The following is a 19880-nucleotide window of genomic DNA, read 5'->3' as shown; positions in this document are numbered from 1 at the left end:
TACCGGGATTTTGTAAGATACTGTTAAAACGTATTAGCGATGAAAGAGTAGATTTTTTTACATCTCTTTTGTCTTGCTAACCCAGATCACATGGAGGTTTTACATGTCCAAGCTCGCAGAATTTCGTCAACTCGAAAAAAACCTTGCCGAACAGCTCCAAGCTCTCGAAGCTCTGAAAGATGATGCTGGCCTCAAGAAAGAAATAGAATTTGAAACCAAGCTACGTGCATTGTTGGCTGAGTACGGTTACAGCCTGAAAGATGTGATCAACTTGCTTGATCCGCAGTCCCGTCGTCGCGCTCCATCCGTCGAGTCCAAAGCAGGCTCCCGTAAGCCACGTCAAGTGAAGGTCTATAAAAACCCTAACACCGGAGAAGTCGTCGAAACCAAAGGCGGCAACCACAAGACGCTAAAGGAATGGAAAGCACAGCACGGCTCCGCGACCGTAGAGTCCTGGCTGACCAAGTGAATTTGGTTTGAGTACAAAAGGGCCCGTCGATGGCCCTTATTTCGAGGAATAGTATGTCGTAGCTCACGAACTGCGATCAAAATGCAGCTGATGGTGAGATGGAATCAATCGATCATCGTTTGTTGGTCGCGTGGCCAGAATCGATCCGAAAATGCGATTTTTGACGCATTGCGCATTGAATCCTGCTTCCTTTCAACGGCACTCCATGCCGTTTAAAAAGATGTGAACAGGTAAGTTGCGATTAAGCGTGTCTCGTCGATATCTCGGGCGTCGTCACTACGATAGGTTGCGTTCCTCAGACGTACCGAAAAGCCTTTAAGCGACCCTTGGAAAGCGTAGCTCACATCTATATCCCGTTCCCATTCCTTTTCGGTGCCGACTTTCTTCAGTCCATCTCCATGGGTGTACGCTGTAAAAAAGCTCAGTCCAGGAATACCCATGGCCGCAAAGTCGTACCCGTACCGAAGCTGCCAACTGCGTTCGCCTGCACTTCCGAAATCATGGTATTGCACGTAGTTCGGCAGATAGGGGTTGTTGACGTAAGGGAAGCCGGTAGCGCCCTCCATGACCTGATAGGCCGCCATGACGCTATGCCCATTGCCCACTGTGTAGCTGAGCGCTGCGGCGTATGCACGGTTATCGACGTCTCCGGCTTTAGCTGCACCAACATCACTGCTTGCGAAAGCACGTAGATCAGTAGTGAGCGTGCCTTTTCCGATACGTGTGCTGTGTACCAGGCCAGCGAACTGCTGACGATATACATCATCAAGCTCGCCATAAAAGTACGTTGCACTCAACTCGGGAGTCAGCTTGTATGCACCACCGCCATACCGGTAGTAGTCTCCGATACCTGTTGCACGATATCGGCCGTCTTTCACCGCGAGGCTGATGTCCTGAAGATCGGTGGAATCAGGTGTAATCGTCTTATTGAATTGAGCCAGGTTTATGGTCAGGCGGTCGATGTCGGTAGAGCTAATCTGCCAACCTTGGAATGTCTGGGGAAGCAGCCGGCTGTTGTTGTATTGCAGCACCGGTACCTTTGGTAATGACATCCCATAGCGCAACGACGTCTCGGATATCTTGAGTTTTGCACCGTATCCAGCTTTCGAATATTCGTCTGCGGCCTCACCGGAAGCTCGTTTGGGGAGAAGGCCGCTGCCAGAGCGATCTGGACTCGAATCCAGCTTGTAGCCTGCAAAGATCAATGCGTCAGCGCCGAAGCCAATGATTCCTGGTGTGTATCCTGATTCATAGTTGAGCAAAAAGCCCTGAGCCCATTCTTCTTTTTTCGATACGCCAGCCCCCTGGCGATAATCACCGTTGTAGTAGAAGTTTCGTGCTTCTAAGCGAATTTTGCTGTCAGCGATAAAACCGTCGGCCATGGAGGTGTCGATGGAGAAAAATACGGATGCAAGCACAGCAACATATAAGGCGCGGTTCATTTTTATTATCTTCCTGACGCAGGGAGTCGCTGCTCGGTATTAGACCGAACAGAGACTTTCTAGAGATGTTGTGATCGTTAGTGCAGAAGGGTTACGGCTTAGTGCCAAGTTCCTTGGCGAGTTTGTCGCGATCTAGTTCCTTTTCCCACGCTGAGACAACAAGTGCCGCGACGCCGTTGCCAACCAGGTTAGTCATGGCAAGGCCGGTACCCATGAAACGGTGGATACCCAGAATCAGCACCATGCCTGCCACAGGGACAAGTGGTACGACCATCAAGGTGCTGGTTAGCATGACAAAGGCGGCACCTGAGACACCGCTGGCACCTTTGGAGGTGAGCATGGCCACGATGACCAATGTAAGTTGTTGCGAAAGTGACAGGTCGATATTCAGCGCTTGTGCGATGAATAGCACCGCCATTGTGAGGTAGATGTTAGTGCCGTCGAGGTTGAAGGAGTAACCCGTGGGAATGACCAGGCCAACAACGGGTTTTGAGCAGCCGAGACGCTCCATTTTTTCCATAATTTGTGGCAAAACCACTTCAGAGGAACTGGTTCCAAGAACGACTAACAGTTCCTCTTTGATGTAGGAGATGAAGCGGAGAATGCTAAATCCGCAGACTCTCGCCACACCGCCCAACACGACGATCACAAACAATGCGCACAGCACGTAAAAGCTGCCTACCAGCTTCATCAGTGGAAGCAGTGAGCCAACACCGTAAGTACCTACCGTGAAAGCGATGGCACCGAATGCACCGACTGCAGAGAGCTTGGCAATGATGTGTACGATGCGAAAGAACACACCGGACAGACCTTCGATCATGTCGTAGACCGGGCGGCCCTTTTCACCCATAGCTGATAACGAGCATCCGAAAAGCACTGAGACTAGCAAAATGCAAAGGACGTTGCCCTCGGCAAAGGCCTGCACAAATGTCGAGGGGATGATCCCCATCAGGAATTCGACCATGTGCATGTGTTGTGCTTTTTCAGCGAATCCGGTGACCGCCGAAGCATCCAGCGTATTGACGTCCACATTGAAGCCACCACCTGGATTGAAAAGGTGACCACCGATAAGGCCAATCAGCAGCGAAACGGTCGAAATCACTTCGAAGTAGAGCAGTGCTTTGCCACCTACTCGACCAACCTTTTTCAAATCGCGCATCCCTGCGATGCCAGTGACGACTGTGCAAAAAACTACTGGGCCGATGATCATCTTGATCAGCTTGATGAAAGCATCGCCCAGTGGCTTAAGGTCGGCGGCAAAGGTGGGCCAAAAGTGGCCGACGGCGACGCCTGCGATAATCCCCAGAAGCACTTGAAAGTACATTGCGCGATAGAAGGGTGGCTTGGTCTTCACCTTGATGGGAACTGTTACTTCGACCTGAGCAGATGCAGGGCTAGGATTCATGGCGGTCACTCACTGAAAGTCTTATTTTTGGAGGTGCAGCGAAGGTAGTTGTGCTTAGCGTCCGTAAAGCTTCATCGGGTTTTCGACCAGCAGCTTTTGACGCAATAGAGGGGCGGTACAGAAGTTGAACATCAGATCCACCAACTCCCCGTCGTTGGGCATGTCTTTGGTAATGTTCGGATGCGGCCAGTCAGTGCCCCACAGGACGCGGTCTGGAGCAATCTCAATCAGTCTCTCTGCAAAGGGAACCGCATCATCGAAGGGGCGCCGGCCCACTGATACTCGTTCTGCACCACATACCTTGACCCACGCCAGTGGATTTTCCATCAGTTGCTGCAACGCAAGGAAGGACTGCTGCTCAATGCCATCCTGGGCTTTGACCCTGCCCATGTGATCGATAATGAAGGGTACGGGTATCCGCGCCAATCTGTCCGCATAGGTCAGGATGTCTTGTGCATCAAGGTGCAGCACAACATGCCATCCCAAATCAGCCAGGCGATCCACAGTGCTATCAAAGACATCAAGATCTGGCGCGCCACCCAGATGTGCAACGAAGTTGAATCGCACGCCACGAACACCCCCAGCGTCCATCTCGGCAAGTTGCTCGTCGGTTTCACTGCCGTCCACGATGGCTACGCCTCGATACCGTCCTTCGCTACGAGCTATAGCGTCCAGCATCGCGCGATTATCGCTGCCATGACAGCTGGCCTGGACAATCACACCGCGAGTGAACCCCAGGTGGTCATGCAATGCCCGCAAAGTTTCAAAAGGTGCGTCAGGAGGGGTGTAGCTGCGATCTTCGGCGTAGGGAAATTCAGCCCCGGGGCCGAATACATGGCAGTGGGCATCCCAAGCACCCACAGGGAGCGGCTGCATGGGTTTTGTAGGATTGGAGTCAGGTGCGAGGCAGGTTTTCATCTCGTGTCCTTTAGTCATTGTTAGCGAAAGCGATAACCCGATGGTGGCGCTCTCTACGCTCTACAACAACCAGATGCAGGCTCTAGCAGTTATGCTGAATTCACATGCGACTCTTCAGGCTATGCAGATTCTACGAACCAGAGCCATTGTCTCTACTGCCAAACGAGACAAGGGGCGTTGCTCAAAGGTGGCTATGAACAGGTGTGTCTGGATAGATGGATCAACGATCTGAGCAGCTTTCAGGCCTTCAAGTTTCCCGTCGCTATTTGCCAGAGCAGAGCGAAACAGTACGCCGAAGCCCATATTGAGATTGATCAGTTCCAGCAGTGAAGGAATGCTATCGATCTCCAGGCATACGTTCAGATTAACCTCGTGACGTGACGCTTCACTTTCGATGAGGCGACGTATGGAGTGAGGTTCGCTGGGGGTGATCAAAGGGTATTGCCCCAAGTCTTTCATCGCTACTTGGGAGGGAAGGTTCGAGTGCTGGCCACCGATGAGCATCAGTGGCTCTGAATGGATGTGCTCATACTGTAATTGAGCACTGTGGCTAGGATTGAAGAGTAGGGCGAAATCCAGGCGACCGAGCAGCAGCCACTCGCGCATCGAGTGAGTCAGCCCCTCTTTGATCCCTAGTATGCAGTTGGGAAAGCGCTCACGAAAGGCCGAGACCAGTGCCACGGTGTGTCGTCGGGAAATGCTTGGAGGAAGCCCGACGACCACTTTGCCCGACAAGGTATCGCGTTGTTCGCGTAGATCCTCACGAGCCACTTGCACCTGACGCAAGATTCCTTTGCCATGATCGAACAAGCGTTGTCCGGAAGCGGTAAGCAATACCCCTCGACCATTTCGCAGCAGTAGATGCTCCTGCAACTCGACCTCAAGTTGCCTGACCTGACGGCTGACGACCGACTGGGAAATGTTCAGTACGGCCGCCGCCTTGGTGAAACTTCCGAACTCGGCCACCCTTACGAAACATTCGAGTTGTTTTAGATCCATGAGCGCGACTCTGGGAAAAGGCTATGTTACCGCTTTTCCTACAGAGCGCTTTCACGGGCGACTGGAGTGCCATACAACGTGTCGATTAGGTGTGACCAGTCGAATGGCTCAAGATTTGGGTAACCGATATCGGCGTCACACATGGCGTCGACGAGCCCTTTTTGAGTATTGACGATGGCAAGGCTCATGTTCGGAACAACGTCTACGTCGCGAGAAGTTTTCGCGACCTCCTTCATTTCCTCAGATCGACGACGACCGTGTTCGGCCACACGACTTATCAAGTAGTGGGGCAGTGCGTTGTCCCAACCCATTTGCGGGAAACTTTCGTGCAACGACGCTAGCACCTCATCCTCGGCCTGGTATTGGCGAGCAGTACTCAGGCATTCGGTAGTGAGCGCCTCCAGGCCTTTAATCATGATGCTTCGACACATCTTTATCGCTGACGCTACGCCGATCAGGTTGGCCACAACCCGTACGTTCATTCCTAGCTCGCGTAATCGTTCGGCAACTTGGTCAGCACATTCGCCGCCCAAAAGAATGGGGGTTTTCAAACGCTGAGGGGGTACGGGTGCCATGACAGCCGCATCGATGTAATCGATGCCATATTGCTGCATGGCCGTGGCCGCTGCGCGCTTCGTAGAGGGGGCCACCGAGTTGATGTCGATGAACAGCTGCCCGCGCCTCATCAGTGGCGCCGCGTTCAGTGCAACTTCGAGTGCGTTATCCGCTGTGACTGCTGAAATTACCCACTCGCCCAGCGCTATCGCCTGGGCCGCACTTTCACAAAGTTGAACGCCACACCGCTGAGAGCGTTCATGCAGCGCAGTTCGTTGAGCCGGGTCTTCAAGGAGTCGATCATAGGCGTAGATTTTCACATCCAGCGCGGCGAGGTCTCGGCCGAAAATGGCGCCTGCTTCACCGAAACCGATTAGAGACAAGGTTGTGGTCATTATGATTTCACCGTTTTTTGCCAGATATCGCCAGGGATGAGAGCGTCACCGTCGAATAGAAGTCTGGACGTGCGCACCAATCCGCACCCGGCTAACTGACCGGCAATCAAACGAAGCTCGACCGTAAACTCCCCTGTTGGATGCTCAACAGATAATTGCACTCGATCAGCTGTTTCTACTTGGGCTAGGTTGCTTGCAACTGTCCCTTGAACCTGGCAAGCAGAGGCGACGCTGACAGCGCCGAACACTCCGATCGATGTGTGACAGCGATGAGGAATGAAGGTACGGCTGCAAATTGCGCCACCACTGCGAGGGGCTGCTATCAAGGACATTTTCGGTACAGTACGCTCGCGGACATCCCCCAGATTCATCAAAGGGCCCGCTTGCAGTCGGATTGATTCCAACAACGCTTTGAGCTCGATGTTGGCGTCCAATTGCTCGGGGAGTTCGTAACCCGTGCAACCCACATCAGCGGCCCTGATCAGTACAACAGGCATCCCGTTGTCGATACACGTGACCTCGATACCGTCGATGCGGTCAATGGCGTGACCAGTCGGTAGCAGTAATCCGCAACTGGAGCCGGCAATGTCTTCAAATTCGACAATCAGTGGGGCACTGGTGCCTGGAACACCGTCGATTCGAGTCTCACCGGCGTACTCAATGTTGCCGCCTGGCGTGGGTACATTAGCTACAGCGATCTGGCCGGTATTGACCATGAAAATTCGCACGCTTGTCTGCGATTCGTCGGCGTTTATCAGCCCACGCTCAATCGAAAAGGGGCCGACACCTGCGAGGATGTTTCCACAATTCTGACCGTAATCAACTTGAGCTTGCTCGACTGAGACCTGGGCAAACAGATAATCGACATCGGCATCCGGACGGTTTGAGCGACTGATGATTGCGACTTTGCTGGTCAGCGAGTTTGCCCCACCAATGCCGTCGATCTGGCGTGCATCGGGTGATCCCATGACGGCCAAAAGTACTCGGTCACGCAGCTTGCCTTCGGGCGGCAGGTCGTCGGCCATGAAGTAAGCACCCTTGGAGGTACCTCCACGTATCAAGAGACACGGAATACGAGTCTGGTGCATGAAGGTTATCCTTGCAGGTCAGTGAGACTGTCGTGGTATCTCAGGCCCCGGTCAGCGAGCTTCTGACGCATCTCGTAGATATCCAGTCCCAATTCACCAGCTGCCAGGCGTACGCGTTTCTCTTCTTCGAGCCGAGCGCGTTTTCGGCTGGTTTCAAACACTTCGGGTAACTCTTCTCGGCGGACAACGACTACGCCATCATCGTCTGCCACGACAACATCTCCGGGCTCGATCAATTGGCCAGCGCAGATGATTGGCACATTGACTGAACCCAGGGTTTCCTTGACGGTACCCTGGGCATGAACTGCCCGCGACCATACCTTGAAACCCATGTCGCGTAGTGTTCGGATATCGCGTACACCCGCGTCAATGATTAGGGCGCGTACTCCTCTGGCCATCAACGAGGTGGCGAGCAAGTCGCCGAAGTAGCCATCGGTGCAGGGCGACGATGTCGCGACCACCAGAATATCGTCGGGTTGGCATTGTTCGACTGCCACGTGAAACATCCAGTTGTCGCCAGGCGCGACCAATACGGTCACCGCCGTTCCAGTAATGCTTTGGTTTTGCTGGATTGGGCGAATGGCCGAATCCAGAAGGCCTTTGCGTCCTTGGGCTTCATGTACGGTGGCAACACCGAAGCGATCCAATTCGTCGATCAACGCCGAGTCAGCACGGGGAATGTTGCGCACCACAATGCCGGTTTTTCCGATCAGTGTGCTCATGCCAAGTTCTCCGTCACCCGTGGGAAGATGCTTTGGTAGCCCTCTGCGTAAACGATGTTGCGGGTGGAGGCGATGCCCACATTGCGTTTGGCCTGCACTCCACGTTGCAGCGCAACACGTGTGTAGTACTCCCAGAGATGTTCCTGGCCTGCCATGCACTGGATGGCGGCATATTTTTTGTCCCAGACCTCAGTGATATCCAACAGAACATCCGGGCGCCATTCACATTGCTCAGGCTGATGGGGTTCGAAACTGTAAACAGGCGGGGCCCCCACAATTTTCTCGCCAGGTTTGTAGCCTTCAGCCTGGGCGATGATGCGGGCTTCCTGCGTCAGGTTCATCGCTAGCGGGTGATCATAGTTGTAGGGGTCTTTGATCGAGTGGCTGAGGACAAACTCCGGTTGAACGCGACGAAATACATCGGCTAAGCGAAACAGCGTTTCTTTGTCGGCCCGCATCGGGTAGTCGCCGATATCGAAAAACTCCACGCTCGCGCCAAGGATCTTCGCTGCGGCTTCAGCCTCGTTGCGACGCGCGGTTTTGACCTTGTCTTCAGACATATCGCCTTTGCGCCAGAGCTTGGCCGACTCACCTCTCTCTCCATAGGAAAGGCACACGATGTGAACGGCGTGACCTTGTTGGGCTTGCAGCGCGATGGCGCCACCAGCGCGCCAGACGAAGTCGGCTGAGTGGGCGCTGACAACCAGTGCGTTTTTTGTTTTATCGATCATTGGAGGGCTCTTTTTGCGGTTGTTTGATAGAGCCCACGTTCGCATTTGAGGAGGGAAATGAATAATGCGTTCGGCAGTGGTGGGTATACGTTTTACTTATCGCGATGGGTTCTGCATGCTGTACATCTGCTTCCTCGAAAATTCGGTAGGTGCACATGCACAGTCCTGAACTACCCAATCTCATGCAGATTCGGGCGTTCCTTCGTGTCGTCGAATACGGCAGTGTTTCTAAGGCATCCGCTGTGCTGTTTCGTGCTCAGCCCGTTGTAACGCGCTCCATCCATTCTTTAGAGAAACGGCTCGGTATTTCGCTGTTTGAGCGACACGTCGATGGTATGCGTCTGACTAAGTATGGTGAGTGCACAGTTCCTCGGGCTAGAAGGGCAATGGATGAGTTACTCGCTATACCGCAATTGCTTGGACAGGTATTAGGTCACGTTGCGGAGCCGCTTTATCTGTTCCAAATCCGACGCCTAGAGATCTTTGCGAAACTCTGTGAAACGCATCATATGCAAACCACTGCGAGCACTTTCGGGGTTTCACAACCAGCGATCAGTGCTGCCATTAAAGTCCTTGAACAAGGCAGTGGGGCTGGCCTGTTTGAACGTACTTCGCAGGGCTTGCTTCCCACCCGTGCCTGTCTTGCAATGTTGGTGCATGTGCGCCGAGCCCTTAATGAACTGCGTCACATCGATGCAGACATCGCCGCTTTGGGTGGCTCCCTTCAAGGCGTCGTGCACGTAGGGGCCTTGCCTCTTGGGCGCACGGGGATATTGCCCGAAGCCATAGTGCGCCTGACCTTGGAACACCCTCATGTACAAATCGTAACCAACGAAAGCCCATTCGACTTGTTGGCAAGTGAACTGCGCGCAGGCGATGTGGATTTTGTGCTCGGGGCTCTACGTCCATCGGCCTACGCCAGCGACCTGCATAGTGAGGCCTTGCTGCAAGAAGAAATGGTCATCCTGGTACGCCGCGACCATCCTTGGTTAAAGCGGGTTCCAGTCTATGAAGACTTAAGTGCGGCCCGTTGGATCCTGCCTCGTGCTGGTTCCCCCGCAAGAAAACTGCTGGATGCGTTTTTCGCCCACATCGGCATCACCGTACTTAGCCCTGTGATTGAAACGGGCGACCTAGCGATTTTGCGCGGTGTGTTGTTGCGTTCAGACATGCTCGCCGCCGTTTCCGCACACCAGTTGGAATACGAAATGATCAGCGGTGATCTTGTTCAGCTTCCGCTTTCCCTGAGTCATACCACGCGACCAATTGGTTTTATCTCAAGGACGGGGGCGCTTCATTCGCCAGCGGCGCAGGCGTTGATGGACAAAATTCGGGAGGTGGTCAGGGACACAGCATGAGTATTACAGAGCCCACATGAAGCAGGCTCGCCTACGGCATTAGCCGCCACTCGTCAGCAAGATGTCTTGCCCCTCCTTGACAGTTCAGTCGTGTGGGGAAATACTGGTCTCAAGATTCATATATATGACTAGATAACAAGGTGAATAAAGTCGATGAATTCTCTTTCCAGTGATGTTCGCCTGCCACTTTACCAACGTCTGCGAGACCACTTGGTGGAACAGATTGCTAATAACCGCTGGCGTCCGGGAGAGGCTATTCCTACCGAGGCCGCGCTTTCAGCGGAATACCAACTATCTACCGGCACCGTACGCAAAGCGGTCGATTCGTTGGTCAGCGAGGGCATTCTTGAGCGGCAGCAAGGCCGAGGCACTTTCATACGCCGGCCACAGTTTCAATCATCGCTGTTTCGATTTTTCCGTTTTCAAACTGCTGCTGGCGAGCGCCAGGTGCCGGAGAGTCGCATCCTGTCGATCGAACCGGTGGTCGCACCCTCAGCTGTAGCCCAGGCGTTAGGGTTACCCGTCGAAGCGCCGGTTATCCGCATTGTCCGTGTTCGACTGCTCGATGTTCAGCCCGTGCTGGCCGAAGAAATCTGGCTGCCACGTAACCGCTTTCAAGCACTGCTGGAAATTGACCTCAGTCGAAAAGGGCCACTGCTTTATCCGATCTACGAAGAAATCTGCGGTCAGGTTGTCGCCTACGCCGAAGAGACACTCACCGCCGAATCCGTGAGTGACGTGCATGCTCGATTGCTGCAGGTGCCGGTCAATAGTCCGGTGGTAGTGATCGAGCGACTGGCGCGCGATTACGCCGGTACACCACTGGAGTGGCGTCGTTCTCGTGGGCATGCGGAGCACTTCCGCTACAGCGTGGATATTCGCTAACCCATGCCTGTGTAGCGAATCGTTGAGCGGCGAGTAAATCGCCGCTGGTTTCCTGTTTGATTGCCAAAACTGGCCCTGTAGCGGAGCGGTTCGCTCTCGGCTGCCTTACGTTCCACTTATAAGGATAAGAATCATGTTTAGCTGGTATCGCCAAGTCACTCCTCGGGAGCGCAAAACGTTTTGGGCCTGCTTCGGTGGATGGTCGCTCGACGCACTGGAAGTACAAATGTTTGGCTTGGCGATTCCGGCGTTGATCGCCGCGTTCGCCTTAAGCAAGGGCGATGCGGGGTTAGTCAGTGGCGCCACCCTGATCACCTCGGCCATCGGCGGTTGGGTAGGGGGGACGTTGTCCGATCGCTATGGCCGGGTACGCACGCTGCAGTGGATGATTTTGTGGTTCTCGTTCTTCACCTTTCTCTCCGCGTTCGTCACTGGTTTCCACCAACTGCTGGTCGTCAAGGCACTGCAAGGCTTTGGCATTGGCGGTGAATGGGCGGCCGGCGCGGTGCTGATGGCAGAAACCATCAATCCGAAATACCGTGGCAAAGTAATGGGCACTGTGCAAAGTGCCTGGGCCGTGGGTTGGGGCCTGGCGGTCGGAGTGTTCGCGCTGATCTATTCCTTCGTGCCGCAAGACATGGCCTGGCGGGTGATGTTTATCGTTGGTTTGCTGCCCTCGTTTCTGATCATCTGGGTGCGACGCAATGTTCAGGAGCCTGATAGCTTCCAGCGTCTGCAAAAAGAAAAAGCCATCCCGCATAGCTTCTTCAAATCCCTGGCCGGCATCTTCCGCCCTGAGCTGTTGCGAGTGACGCTGTTCGGCGGTCTGTTGGGCCTGGGTGCGCATGGCGGTTACCACGCCGTGATGACCTGGCTGCCAACGTTCCTCAAAACCGAACGCAATCTGTCGGTGCTGAACTCTGGTGGTTACCTCGCGGTGATCATCTTCGCCTTCTGGTGTGGGTGTGTGGTCAGCGGGTTCTTGATCGATCGTATTGGTCGTCGCAAAAACATCGTGCTGTTCGCACTGTGCTGCGTCGTCACCGTACAGTGCTACGTGTTTCTGCCGCTGACCAACACGCAGATGCTGTTTCTCGGTTTCCCGCTCGGCTTCTTCGCGGCGGGCATTCCAGCGAGCCTTGGTGCGCTGTTCAACGAGTTGTACCCGGCAGATGTTCGTGGCGCGGGTGTGGGGTTCTGCTACAACTTTGGCCGAGTGCTCTCGGCGGTGTTTCCGTTCCTGGTCGGCCACATGAGCGACTCCATGTCACTGGGTTCTGCAATCGGCATCGATGCCGGGATCGCCTATGGCGTGGCGGTGATCGCTGCCCTTTGTCTGCCGGAAACCCGTGGTCGCAGCCTTGAAGCCACGAACACGGCAGCGCCCGTCACGGTCAATGGCAATGAGAGTGCCCGGGCCTGATGATCATTACTTTCGATAGATGAAATCCATGTCTGAAACCTGTTCTGCGCCGATTACCGGCATCGATTCTCACGCTCACGTGTTTAGCCGTGAGCTGAACCTGGCCGCTGCACGGCGTTATACCCCCGGCTACGACGCCACACTCGTGCAGTACCTGAAGCATTTGCAAACCCATGGCCTGAGTCATGGCGTGTTGGTGCAGCCAAGTTTTCTCGGCACCGACAACAGCTACCTGTTGGCAGCATTGCGGCAGGCGCCGGCCAAGTTGCGAGGGGTCGTGGTGCTGGAGCGAGACGTCAGTCGCGACACGTTGAACGACATGGCTCGACTGGGCGTGGTCGGCGTGCGCTTGAACCTGATGGGTAAATCCTTGCCTGACTTTCGCGACGCGGCCTGGAATGATTTCTTCGGCCACATCGCTGAACTAGAATGGCATGTCGAGTTGCACCGCCACGTCGAGGATTTGCCGGGATTGATTCGGCAATTGATGCCATTGAACATCAAAATTGTCATCGATCACTTCGGTCGTCCGGATGCGCGTTTGGACTTTGATCAGCCGGGTTTTTCCGAGTTGCTGGAACTAGGACTGAGCGGGCAGGTATGGATGAAGGTTTCCGGTATCTATCGGCTTGCAGGTACGCAGCAACAGAACTTGAAATTCGCTCGGACGGCATTACTGCTACTGGTGCAGAGTTTCGGTCTTCGCCGTTTGGTGTGGGGCAGTGATTGGCCACACACCCAGCATGAAGACAGCGTTGGTTTCGGTACGGTGGTGGAGCAGCTTCAAGCGCTGGAGTGTTCGACTCAGCTTATGCGGTCGTTGCTAGTGGAGGCGCCTAGAGAGTTATTCGGATTCGATTTGCCCGTGAGCTATTGATTTCCGTTGGTTAGGCAAAGGTCTGTAAAAATTCTCACACCGGCGAAGTCGTCCAAACCAAAGGCGGCAACCACAAAACGCTGAAAGAATGGAAAGCTGAGCACGGCTCAGCAACCGTTGAATCCTGGCTGATCAAGTGATTTTTGTTTGAGTACAAAGGCCCCTGCGAGGGCCTTTTTTATTGAATTTGTCCCAACTATGGAAACAGCTTTGCAGTTGTTTAAGCGTCCGCGCGGTAGGGGCAGCAGATCTCTACCCCTCAATAGATATAACTGAAGTGGATGCTGTCAAACGCGATTCAGTCATGCATAGATTCCGCTTCATCCAGGTGATCGATGTGCTTGAATCGCTCAACCAGAAAGTCGATCAGGCTGCGCACTCGCGCCGACAGGTGTAACTGTTGCGGGTAAACCGCGAAAACATCGGCGCGGGTTGGTGTCTGGTCTTCCAGCACTAATCGCAAGCGGCCACTGCGCACATAGCGGGCGATATCCCATTCTGCTCGCAGCAGAATTCCGTGGCCTTCCAACGCCCAATTCAGGGCCACCTCACCGTCATTGCAGCCCAATGCACCACGGACTTTGATGTTTTGTGTACGCCCACCGTGAGTAAAACTCCACACCCCGTAAGGCGTTTCGTTTTGCCGCAGAAAGATGCAGTTGTGTAGCTGTAAATCCGTGAGGCGTTGCGGCACGCCGTGTTTTTCCAGGTAGAGCGGTGAGGCGCATAACAGGCGACGGTTAGAGGCGATCTTGCGCGCGTGGAATGTCGCGTCGGGCAGGGTGCCGAAACGGATTCCCAGATCGAAACCGTGGGTCGCCAGATCCAGCGGGTGATCGCTGATTTCCAGCTGTATTTCCACCTCCGGGTACTGCGCGAAGAACGCGCCGAGGGCCGGGCCGATGTAACGACGGCCAAAGCCCAGCGACGCGTTGACCCGGATCAGGCCTTTAGGTGTAGCCCGACTGCTGTTGATCAACTGCTCGACCTCATCGATCTGCGTCAGGATCCGGGCGGCATGGGAAAAAAGCAGTTCACCTTCTGAGGTCAGACTCATTGAGCGCGTGGTGCGATTCACCAGGCGGATGCCCAATCGAGCCTCCAGCGCGGTGAGACGCTTGCTCACCGCCGGTGGCGTGATGCCCAGCTCTCGCGCCGTCGCGGCGAGGCTGCCTTTGTTGGCCAGAAGGTAAAAAAATGACAAATCCAAGGTTGGGTTCATTCGTAACTCAAAGTTATTTATGTAGTGATTCTGAGTAACTCACACCTATTTGTTCACTACATATACTCCGCTCACACCCTGATTGAACAGTCCGTTCGACAGGCAAAACAAGAATGTTACGAGATTGGAGTTGACCATGAGCGCATACAAAATTGCAGCGGTTCCAGGTGATGGCATCGGTGTTGAAGTGATCGCCGCTGGCGTCGAGGTGCTGCAAGCCCTGTCGAAAAAATCTGGCTTCGACCTGGACTTCAAACATTTCGACTGGAACTCGGATAACTACCTGAAAAACGGTTACTACATTCCTGAAGGGGGTCTGGAAGAACTGAAAACCTTCGACGCGATTTTTTTTGGTGCCGTGGGAGCACTCAACGTACCGGATCACATTTCCCTGTGGGGCTTGCGCCTGCCGATCTGCCAGGGCTTCGATCAGTATGCCAACGTGCGTCCGGCTCGCGTGCTGCCTGGGGTGAAAAGCCCGCTGCTCAATGGTGACCAGATCGACTGGGTGGTGGTGCGGGAAAACTCCGAAGGTGAGTACTCCGGCAACGGCGGTCGTGTGCACCGGGGACTGCCGGAAGAGGTTGCCACTGAAGTGTCGGTATTCACCCGTGCCGGGGTGGAACGTATTCACCGCTTTGCCTTCGAACTGGCGCAAAGCCGCCCACGCAAACACCTGACCATGGTCACCAAGTCCAACGCCCAACGTCATGGCATGGTGTTGTGGGACGAAATTTTCTACGAAGTGGCCAAGGATTTCCCGGACGTCAAAATTGACAAGGAACTGGTCGACGCGGTGACTACGCGCATGGTGCTCAAACCCTCCTCGCTGGATGTGATCGTCGCCACCAACCTGCACGCTGACATTCTGTCCGACCTGGCAGCCGCGTTGTCCGGCAGCCTGGGCATCGCACCGACCGCCAACCTGAACCCGTCGCGCAAATTCCCCTCGATGTTCGAACCGATCCACGGCTCGGCTTTCGACATCACCGGCAAAGGTGTGGCCAACCCGATTGCTACGTTCTGGACGGCGGCGATGATGCTCGAACATCTGGGCGAAGCCGCTGCGGCGAAACAGCTGATGTCAGCCATCGAAGCCGTGACCGAAAGCGGTGTGCATACCCCTGATTTGGGTGGTACCGCCACCACCCGCCAGATCACGGATGCGGTCATCGCGCTGATCAACCGCTGATATTTTCCAGCGATTCAAAGTAGTACTGCGGCACAACACCAAGGGGCAGATCACTGGATCTGACTCCTTGGCATTTCCTGACAACAATAAAAAATCAGGGCCCTGTCATGAAAAGAATATTCGGCAAACTCTACGTGCAAGTGCTCATCGCGGTCATCCTCGGCGCCATCGTCGGTGTGTTCGTTCCTGAAACCGGCGCTGCTCTCAAACCCTTGGGCGATGCCTTCATCAAATTGATCAAGATGCTCCTCGCTCCGGTGATCTTCCTGACCGTAGTCACGGGCATCGCCCGCATGGAAAACATGAAGGAACTAGGTCGAGTCGGCTTTCGCGCCTTGCTCTATTTCGAAGTTGTGTCGACGCTGGCGCTGGTGGTCGGCCTGGTGGTGGTCGATGTGTTCAAACCCGGCGCCGGAATGAACATCGATGTTGCTACCCTCGACACTTCCAGCCTGGCCACCTACACCTCGGTAGTGAAACATGCATCGTTCATGGACTTCGTCATGAACATCATTCCCGACACCGTCGTGGACGCCTTCGCCAAGGGCAATGTGCTGCAAATCCTGCTGTTTTCCATCCTGTTGGGAATCGCCTTGGCTCATGTGGGGCCACGCGGCAAAGCGTTCGTCGATACGCTGGATAGCCTGATGCAGGGCATGTTTCGTATCGTCAACATGGTCATGCGCCTGGCGCCGATCGGTGCATTCGGTGCCATCGCCTTCACTATCGGCAAGTACGGCTTCGGCTCGCTGTTCTCTCTGGGCAAGCTGATGGCCTGCGTTTACCTGACCTGCGCCGTGTTCGTGATTTTTGTGCTAGGGCCGATCTGCCGCTACAGCGGTTTCAGCCTTTGGAAGCTTTTGAAATTCATCAAGGAAGAGCTGTTCACCGTACTGGGCACCAGCTCTTCGGAGTCAGTACTGCCGCAGATGATCTCGAAGATGGAAAAGGCCGGGGTGTCCAAGCCCGTCGCCGGGATGATCATTCCGTCCGGATTGACCTTCAACCCCGACGGGCAGGCGATCTACTACACCATCGCCGCGATTTTCATCGCCCAAGCGACCAACACGCCGCTGACCCTGACCGATCAGTTGATCGTACTGGCGGTGCTGATGTTCACCTCTAAAGGTTCGGCAGGTGTCACCGGTTCGGGGTTCATCATTTTGGCCGCCACCTTATCTTCCCTGGGCACCATCCCAGTGGCCGGCATGGTGTTGCTGCTGGGTGTCGACCGGTTCATGTCGGAAGCGCGGGCCATTACCAACACCATCGGTAATGGTGTCGGCACCATGGCCATCGCCAAATGGGTAGGGGCGCTGGACACGGTGAAAATGCACAAGGCGCTTAATGGTGAGATCGAAGAACAAAAGCCTGAAATTGTGCAGGCGGAGACTATCTATGCCCCTTCATCGGTGACGGGCAGTCCCTTGCTGCCCAGCCTTAACAAAGCTTCACGAGTGTAAATATCTGGTGCTGACCAACGCGATGCTTAGTGCCATTTTGATTGAGCATTTCCAATTCCAAGCATCTTGCACTGAGAGATGGTCACATCTGAAGTCGGTATTGATGCACGTTTAGCTCCGCGACCGTTGAGTCTTGGCTGACAAAGTGATCTTGGTTTGAGTACAAAAGGGCCCGAGAGGGCCCTTTTTGTTGATCGGGGTTATTAGCTAAACGATTTCTGGCGAAGCTGCTGAATGTCTTGTTGCTGACGAAGATAAAGAACATTTCTGGATCAGTTTTCGCCTCAAATGTAATGTGGTTTCCACCTCTGCTTCATCACTTGGAGTCTGCTAGCTATCTCAATTTTGCTCTGTCGCAAGATCGATTTCCCTTTTCAACTCATTGATGGCAGCGAGCATGAATTCAATCGTTGGCTCGTCGACGAATCTGCCGTTCTGCATCTTTTGAAAGACGTTAGGAATGACAATTTGAGGGCAGCAAACCACTTTGGAAAGTGTGGCTGATAACGTCTCACGCAGCTGAGACTGGGCACGTACCCCGCCGAGCAACCCCGGTGAAGACGTCATTATCAGAACGGGCTTATATTTTAGAGGTGAATTGAAGCCAGGACGAGAGGCCCAATCCAATGCGTTTTTCAGAACGCCAGAAGTGCCGTAGTTGTACTCCGGTGAGCAGAGGATTAAGCCATCGGCGAGTGAGATCGCTTCCTTCAGCGCTGCCACTGAGGTCGGTAACGCGTCCGTTTCGAGATCACTGTTGTACAGGGGGATATCGTTCAACGGATAAAGGCTCAGTTCTGCTTGATGAATCAATCGAGACGCGAGTGTTTCAAGTATCGCAGTGTTGTTTGACGCCGAGCGCAAGCTGCCGGAGATGCCGATTAAACGGAGAGTTGAAGTGCTCATAAAACTCCTTGAGCCAAGAGAGGGCATGGCCTCGGTAAGACTACAGCCCAGATTTTTCTGGGAGCGATGCACCTATCATCACAAAAAGCGCCCTGGCAATACGTTCGCTTTTATTGCGCCACGCATGTCGAGTGCCGCTCTGAATAACGACGTCGCCGGCTTTCACTAGGCGGTTCTCGCCATGATCCAATTCAAGCCACATCTCGCCTTCCAAAATGATTCCGTAATCGATGGTGGCAGTGGTGTGCATACCCGGATTTTCTGGCTCAAAGCTTTCAATCAAACCAGGCAGAGCAGCACTCAGTTCCTCATAGGCCCGGACACCATCGATAGGGTTCTGCATGATCGAGTCAGGTGGGAAATCAAATATGGCGAGACTGGTGCCTCCCAGTGGCGGAATTAGCGACGCGTAGTCAAGCGTGGGGTCGCTCCTTTGCTCAAGACAAACCGGATGTGCTGAAGTCGTCCACAGTTGGGCCATAGCGTGCCCGGGAATCGAGGTAAAGGATTGTGCTCGTGGAGCGTAATCATCAGAAATGAACACGGAGTTTCCATGTTCGTCATGGCCGGTCACGATTCTTCTTATTTTCATTTTGAATTACTCGACTAATAGTCAAAAAGTGCAGGCGTACTGACAACCGAAAGACAGCGAGGGGCGGCCTAAACCGCGCCGCTCGCCGAGCTTGATCAAGGACAGATGACGTAGTTGCTGAAGCCGCCGTGGCGGTTTTCGATACCGGTAATTGCGTTGTTGACGTCTTCTAGTTTGAAGGCCGTGTTTTCAAAAAATGAGAGATCCAGCACACCGGACTCAACCATGTCAGCCATGGCTTGGCCTTGCCCTGTAGTGAACCAGGCCGACCCGCTGATCTGGATGTCGTTGTCCATGATCCAGTGAAGGTCGATTGGGACTTCACCGGCAATGGCGCCGACGTTGACCAGATGGCCACCGCGATGGAGAGATTTAAGGGCTTGGGTCAGGCTTTCGTGGGGGGCCCCAGGGCCCAAGGCATCAATGACCACGTCGACGCCTTCGCCATGGGTGACTTCAAAGGCCCATTCATTGGTGGGAATCGTACCAAGGGTATGAATTTCGATCCGACCCGGGGCTGCTAGGTCTTTCACCTTTTGGAACAGCTCTTGGTTGCGCGCAGTGCCGAGGATTTTGCGTACCCCCATGGCCAATGCCAGAGCGACTGCACCTAAACCGAGTGTGCCGCTGATCCCGTTGATTAGGACAGTGCTACCAGGGCCCGCGTTGGCCTTGAGCAAAGCCTTGTAGGCGGTGCCCAGATAGCCTAAGCGCGCGGCGGTTTCGAAACTGATGTTGTTTGGCAGTTTGACCAGGCTGTATTGCGGGGCCGGGATGTACTCGCAAAGGCCGCCGTAAGGGTAGTCTTCGAACATGCGGGGGCTTTTCGGCGTGAAGCCAAAATAACCGTTGAAGGTATAGGCGGTGCAGGCAATTGTGTTGCCCGCACGGCACGCTCGGCAGGAGCCGCAGTGTCGGCCCGGATTGACGTACACCCGGTCGCCGACCTTGAAGTCGTAGACTTGAGCGCCTACTGCTTCGACGACACCTGATGGATCGAGCCCGAAAATGGCAGGAAGTTTAGGCAGCGGATTTTGAGGGAACCACTTCACCCAATTGGTGAGAATGTTGTGCAGGTTTGGAACGATCCCACATGCTTTAACCTTGACCAGCACCTCGGTAGGGCGAATTTCAGGTACTGAAACGTGCTCGATGACCATGGGTTTACCGCCTTCGTACAGGCGTGCAGCGCGCATAGTTTTTACAGTCATGATGCTCTCCAACACATATTGTTTTTG

At 54.4% G+C, this 19880-nt stretch carries 19 protein-coding genes and 1 pseudogene; 8 read left to right on the top strand and 12 right to left on the bottom strand.

From position 1 onward, the window contains the following. The first annotated feature begins 103 nt into the window (after positions 1-103). A complete protein-coding gene (locus tag KGA81_RS07710; RefSeq protein WP_223545270.1) occupies positions 104-469 on the top strand; it encodes a histone-like nucleoid-structuring protein, MvaT/MvaU family in 366 nt (121 codons plus the stop codon). Between the two features lie 212 nt (positions 470-681). Here KGA81_RS07710 and KGA81_RS07705 read toward each other — a convergent pair whose 3' ends face one another. The 8 genes from KGA81_RS07705 to galB form a co-directional block, all read right to left on the bottom strand. Continuing rightward, entirely contained in the window at positions 682-1911 is a 1230-nt protein-coding gene (locus KGA81_RS07705) for an OprD family porin (RefSeq protein ID WP_223545269.1), read from the bottom strand. Positions 1912-2002: 91 nt separating this feature from the next. Next, entirely contained in the window at positions 2003-3316 is a 1314-nt protein-coding gene (locus tag KGA81_RS07700) for a dicarboxylate/amino acid:cation symporter (RefSeq protein WP_223545268.1), read from the bottom strand. Positions 3317-3370: 54 nt separating this feature from the next. Next, on the bottom strand, positions 3371-4234 hold the full coding sequence (locus KGA81_RS07695; RefSeq protein WP_223545267.1) for an amidohydrolase family protein: 864 nt from the start codon (positions 4232-4234) through the stop codon (positions 3371-3373). A 114-nt stretch (positions 4235-4348) separates the two neighbouring features. Then, positions 4349-5233, bottom strand: a complete 885-nt coding sequence (locus KGA81_RS07690) for a LysR substrate-binding domain-containing protein (RefSeq protein ID WP_223545266.1) — start codon at positions 5231-5233, stop codon at positions 4349-4351. Between the two features lie 38 nt (positions 5234-5271). Then, positions 5272-6183, bottom strand: coding sequence for an NAD(P)-dependent oxidoreductase (locus KGA81_RS07685; RefSeq protein WP_223545265.1), 912 nt, complete (start codon positions 6181-6183; stop codon positions 5272-5274). Beyond that, positions 6183-7271 (bottom strand): 4-oxalomesaconate tautomerase, encoded by a 1089-nt coding sequence (locus tag KGA81_RS07680; protein ID WP_223545264.1) that lies wholly within the window; start codon positions 7269-7271, stop codon positions 6183-6185. The genes KGA81_RS07685 and KGA81_RS07680 overlap by 1 nt, the downstream gene beginning before the upstream one ends. 5 nt (positions 7272-7276) lie before the next feature. Further along, entirely contained in the window at positions 7277-7993 is a 717-nt protein-coding gene (locus KGA81_RS07675; protein WP_223545263.1) for a 4-carboxy-4-hydroxy-2-oxoadipate aldolase/oxaloacetate decarboxylase, read from the bottom strand. Beyond that, positions 7990-8724 carry a 4-oxalmesaconate hydratase gene (gene galB / locus KGA81_RS07670; RefSeq protein ID WP_223545262.1) on the bottom strand — a complete coding sequence of 245 codons (735 nt, stop codon included), beginning with the start codon at positions 8722-8724 and terminating at the stop codon, positions 7990-7992. The genes KGA81_RS07675 and galB overlap by 4 nt, the downstream gene beginning before the upstream one ends. A gap of 155 nt (positions 8725-8879) precedes the next feature. Here galB and KGA81_RS07665 point away from each other — a divergent pair, with 155 nt between their 5' ends. The 5 genes and pseudogenes from KGA81_RS07665 to KGA81_RS07645 all read left to right on the top strand — a co-directional run. Beyond that, complete coding sequence (locus KGA81_RS07665; protein ID WP_223545261.1) at positions 8880-10082, top strand: LysR family transcriptional regulator; 1203 nt, start codon at positions 8880-8882, stop codon at positions 10080-10082. 153 nt (positions 10083-10235) lie between these two features. Further along, positions 10236-10967, top strand: a complete 732-nt coding sequence (locus KGA81_RS07660) for a GntR family transcriptional regulator (RefSeq protein ID WP_223545260.1) — start codon at positions 10236-10238, stop codon at positions 10965-10967. 133 nt (positions 10968-11100) lie between these two features. Continuing rightward, the gene (locus KGA81_RS07655; RefSeq protein ID WP_223545259.1) at positions 11101-12390 is read left to right on the top strand and encodes an MFS transporter; all 1290 of its coding nucleotides are present in this window, start codon (positions 11101-11103) and stop codon (positions 12388-12390) included. Positions 12391-12418: 28 nt separating this feature from the next. Then, a complete protein-coding gene (locus KGA81_RS07650; protein ID WP_223545258.1) occupies positions 12419-13267 on the top strand; it encodes an amidohydrolase family protein in 849 nt (282 codons plus the stop codon). Between the two features lie 17 nt (positions 13268-13284). Beyond that, positions 13285-13407, top strand: a pseudogene (locus KGA81_RS07645) (transcriptional regulator); the annotation flags it as partial. 158 nt (positions 13408-13565) lie between these two features. On the opposite strand, the gene KGA81_RS07640 reads toward KGA81_RS07645, so the two are convergent. Next, complete coding sequence (locus KGA81_RS07640; protein WP_223545257.1) at positions 13566-14489, bottom strand: LysR family transcriptional regulator; 924 nt, start codon at positions 14487-14489, stop codon at positions 13566-13568. 136 nt (positions 14490-14625) lie between these two features. Between KGA81_RS07640 and KGA81_RS07635 the strand changes: the two genes are divergently transcribed. Then, on the top strand, positions 14626-15681 hold the full coding sequence (locus tag KGA81_RS07635; protein WP_223545256.1) for a tartrate dehydrogenase: 1056 nt from the start codon (positions 14626-14628) through the stop codon (positions 15679-15681). Between the two features lie 107 nt (positions 15682-15788). Continuing rightward, complete coding sequence (locus KGA81_RS07630; RefSeq protein ID WP_223545255.1) at positions 15789-17144, top strand: dicarboxylate/amino acid:cation symporter; 1356 nt, start codon at positions 15789-15791, stop codon at positions 17142-17144. A gap of 339 nt (positions 17145-17483) precedes the next feature. Here KGA81_RS07630 and KGA81_RS07625 read toward each other — a convergent pair whose 3' ends face one another. From KGA81_RS07625 to KGA81_RS07615, 3 genes are all read right to left on the bottom strand, one after another. Further along, positions 17484-18050, bottom strand: coding sequence for an NADPH-dependent FMN reductase (locus KGA81_RS07625; RefSeq protein WP_223545254.1), 567 nt, complete (start codon positions 18048-18050; stop codon positions 17484-17486). Between the two features lie 40 nt (positions 18051-18090). Further along, a complete protein-coding gene (locus KGA81_RS07620) occupies positions 18091-18642 on the bottom strand; it encodes a cupin domain-containing protein (protein ID WP_223545253.1) in 552 nt (183 codons plus the stop codon). Positions 18643-18737: 95 nt separating this feature from the next. Then, positions 18738-19853 carry an alcohol dehydrogenase catalytic domain-containing protein gene (locus KGA81_RS07615; protein ID WP_223545252.1) on the bottom strand — a complete coding sequence of 372 codons (1116 nt, stop codon included), beginning with the start codon at positions 19851-19853 and terminating at the stop codon, positions 18738-18740. Positions 19854-19880: the final 27 nt, after the last annotated feature.

This window comes from Pseudomonas sp. A-B-19 (assembly GCF_019947515.1).
GTDB lineage: Bacteria > Pseudomonadota > Gammaproteobacteria > Pseudomonadales > Pseudomonadaceae > Aquipseudomonas.
This window is presented reverse-complemented; position numbering and strand designations above follow the sequence as displayed.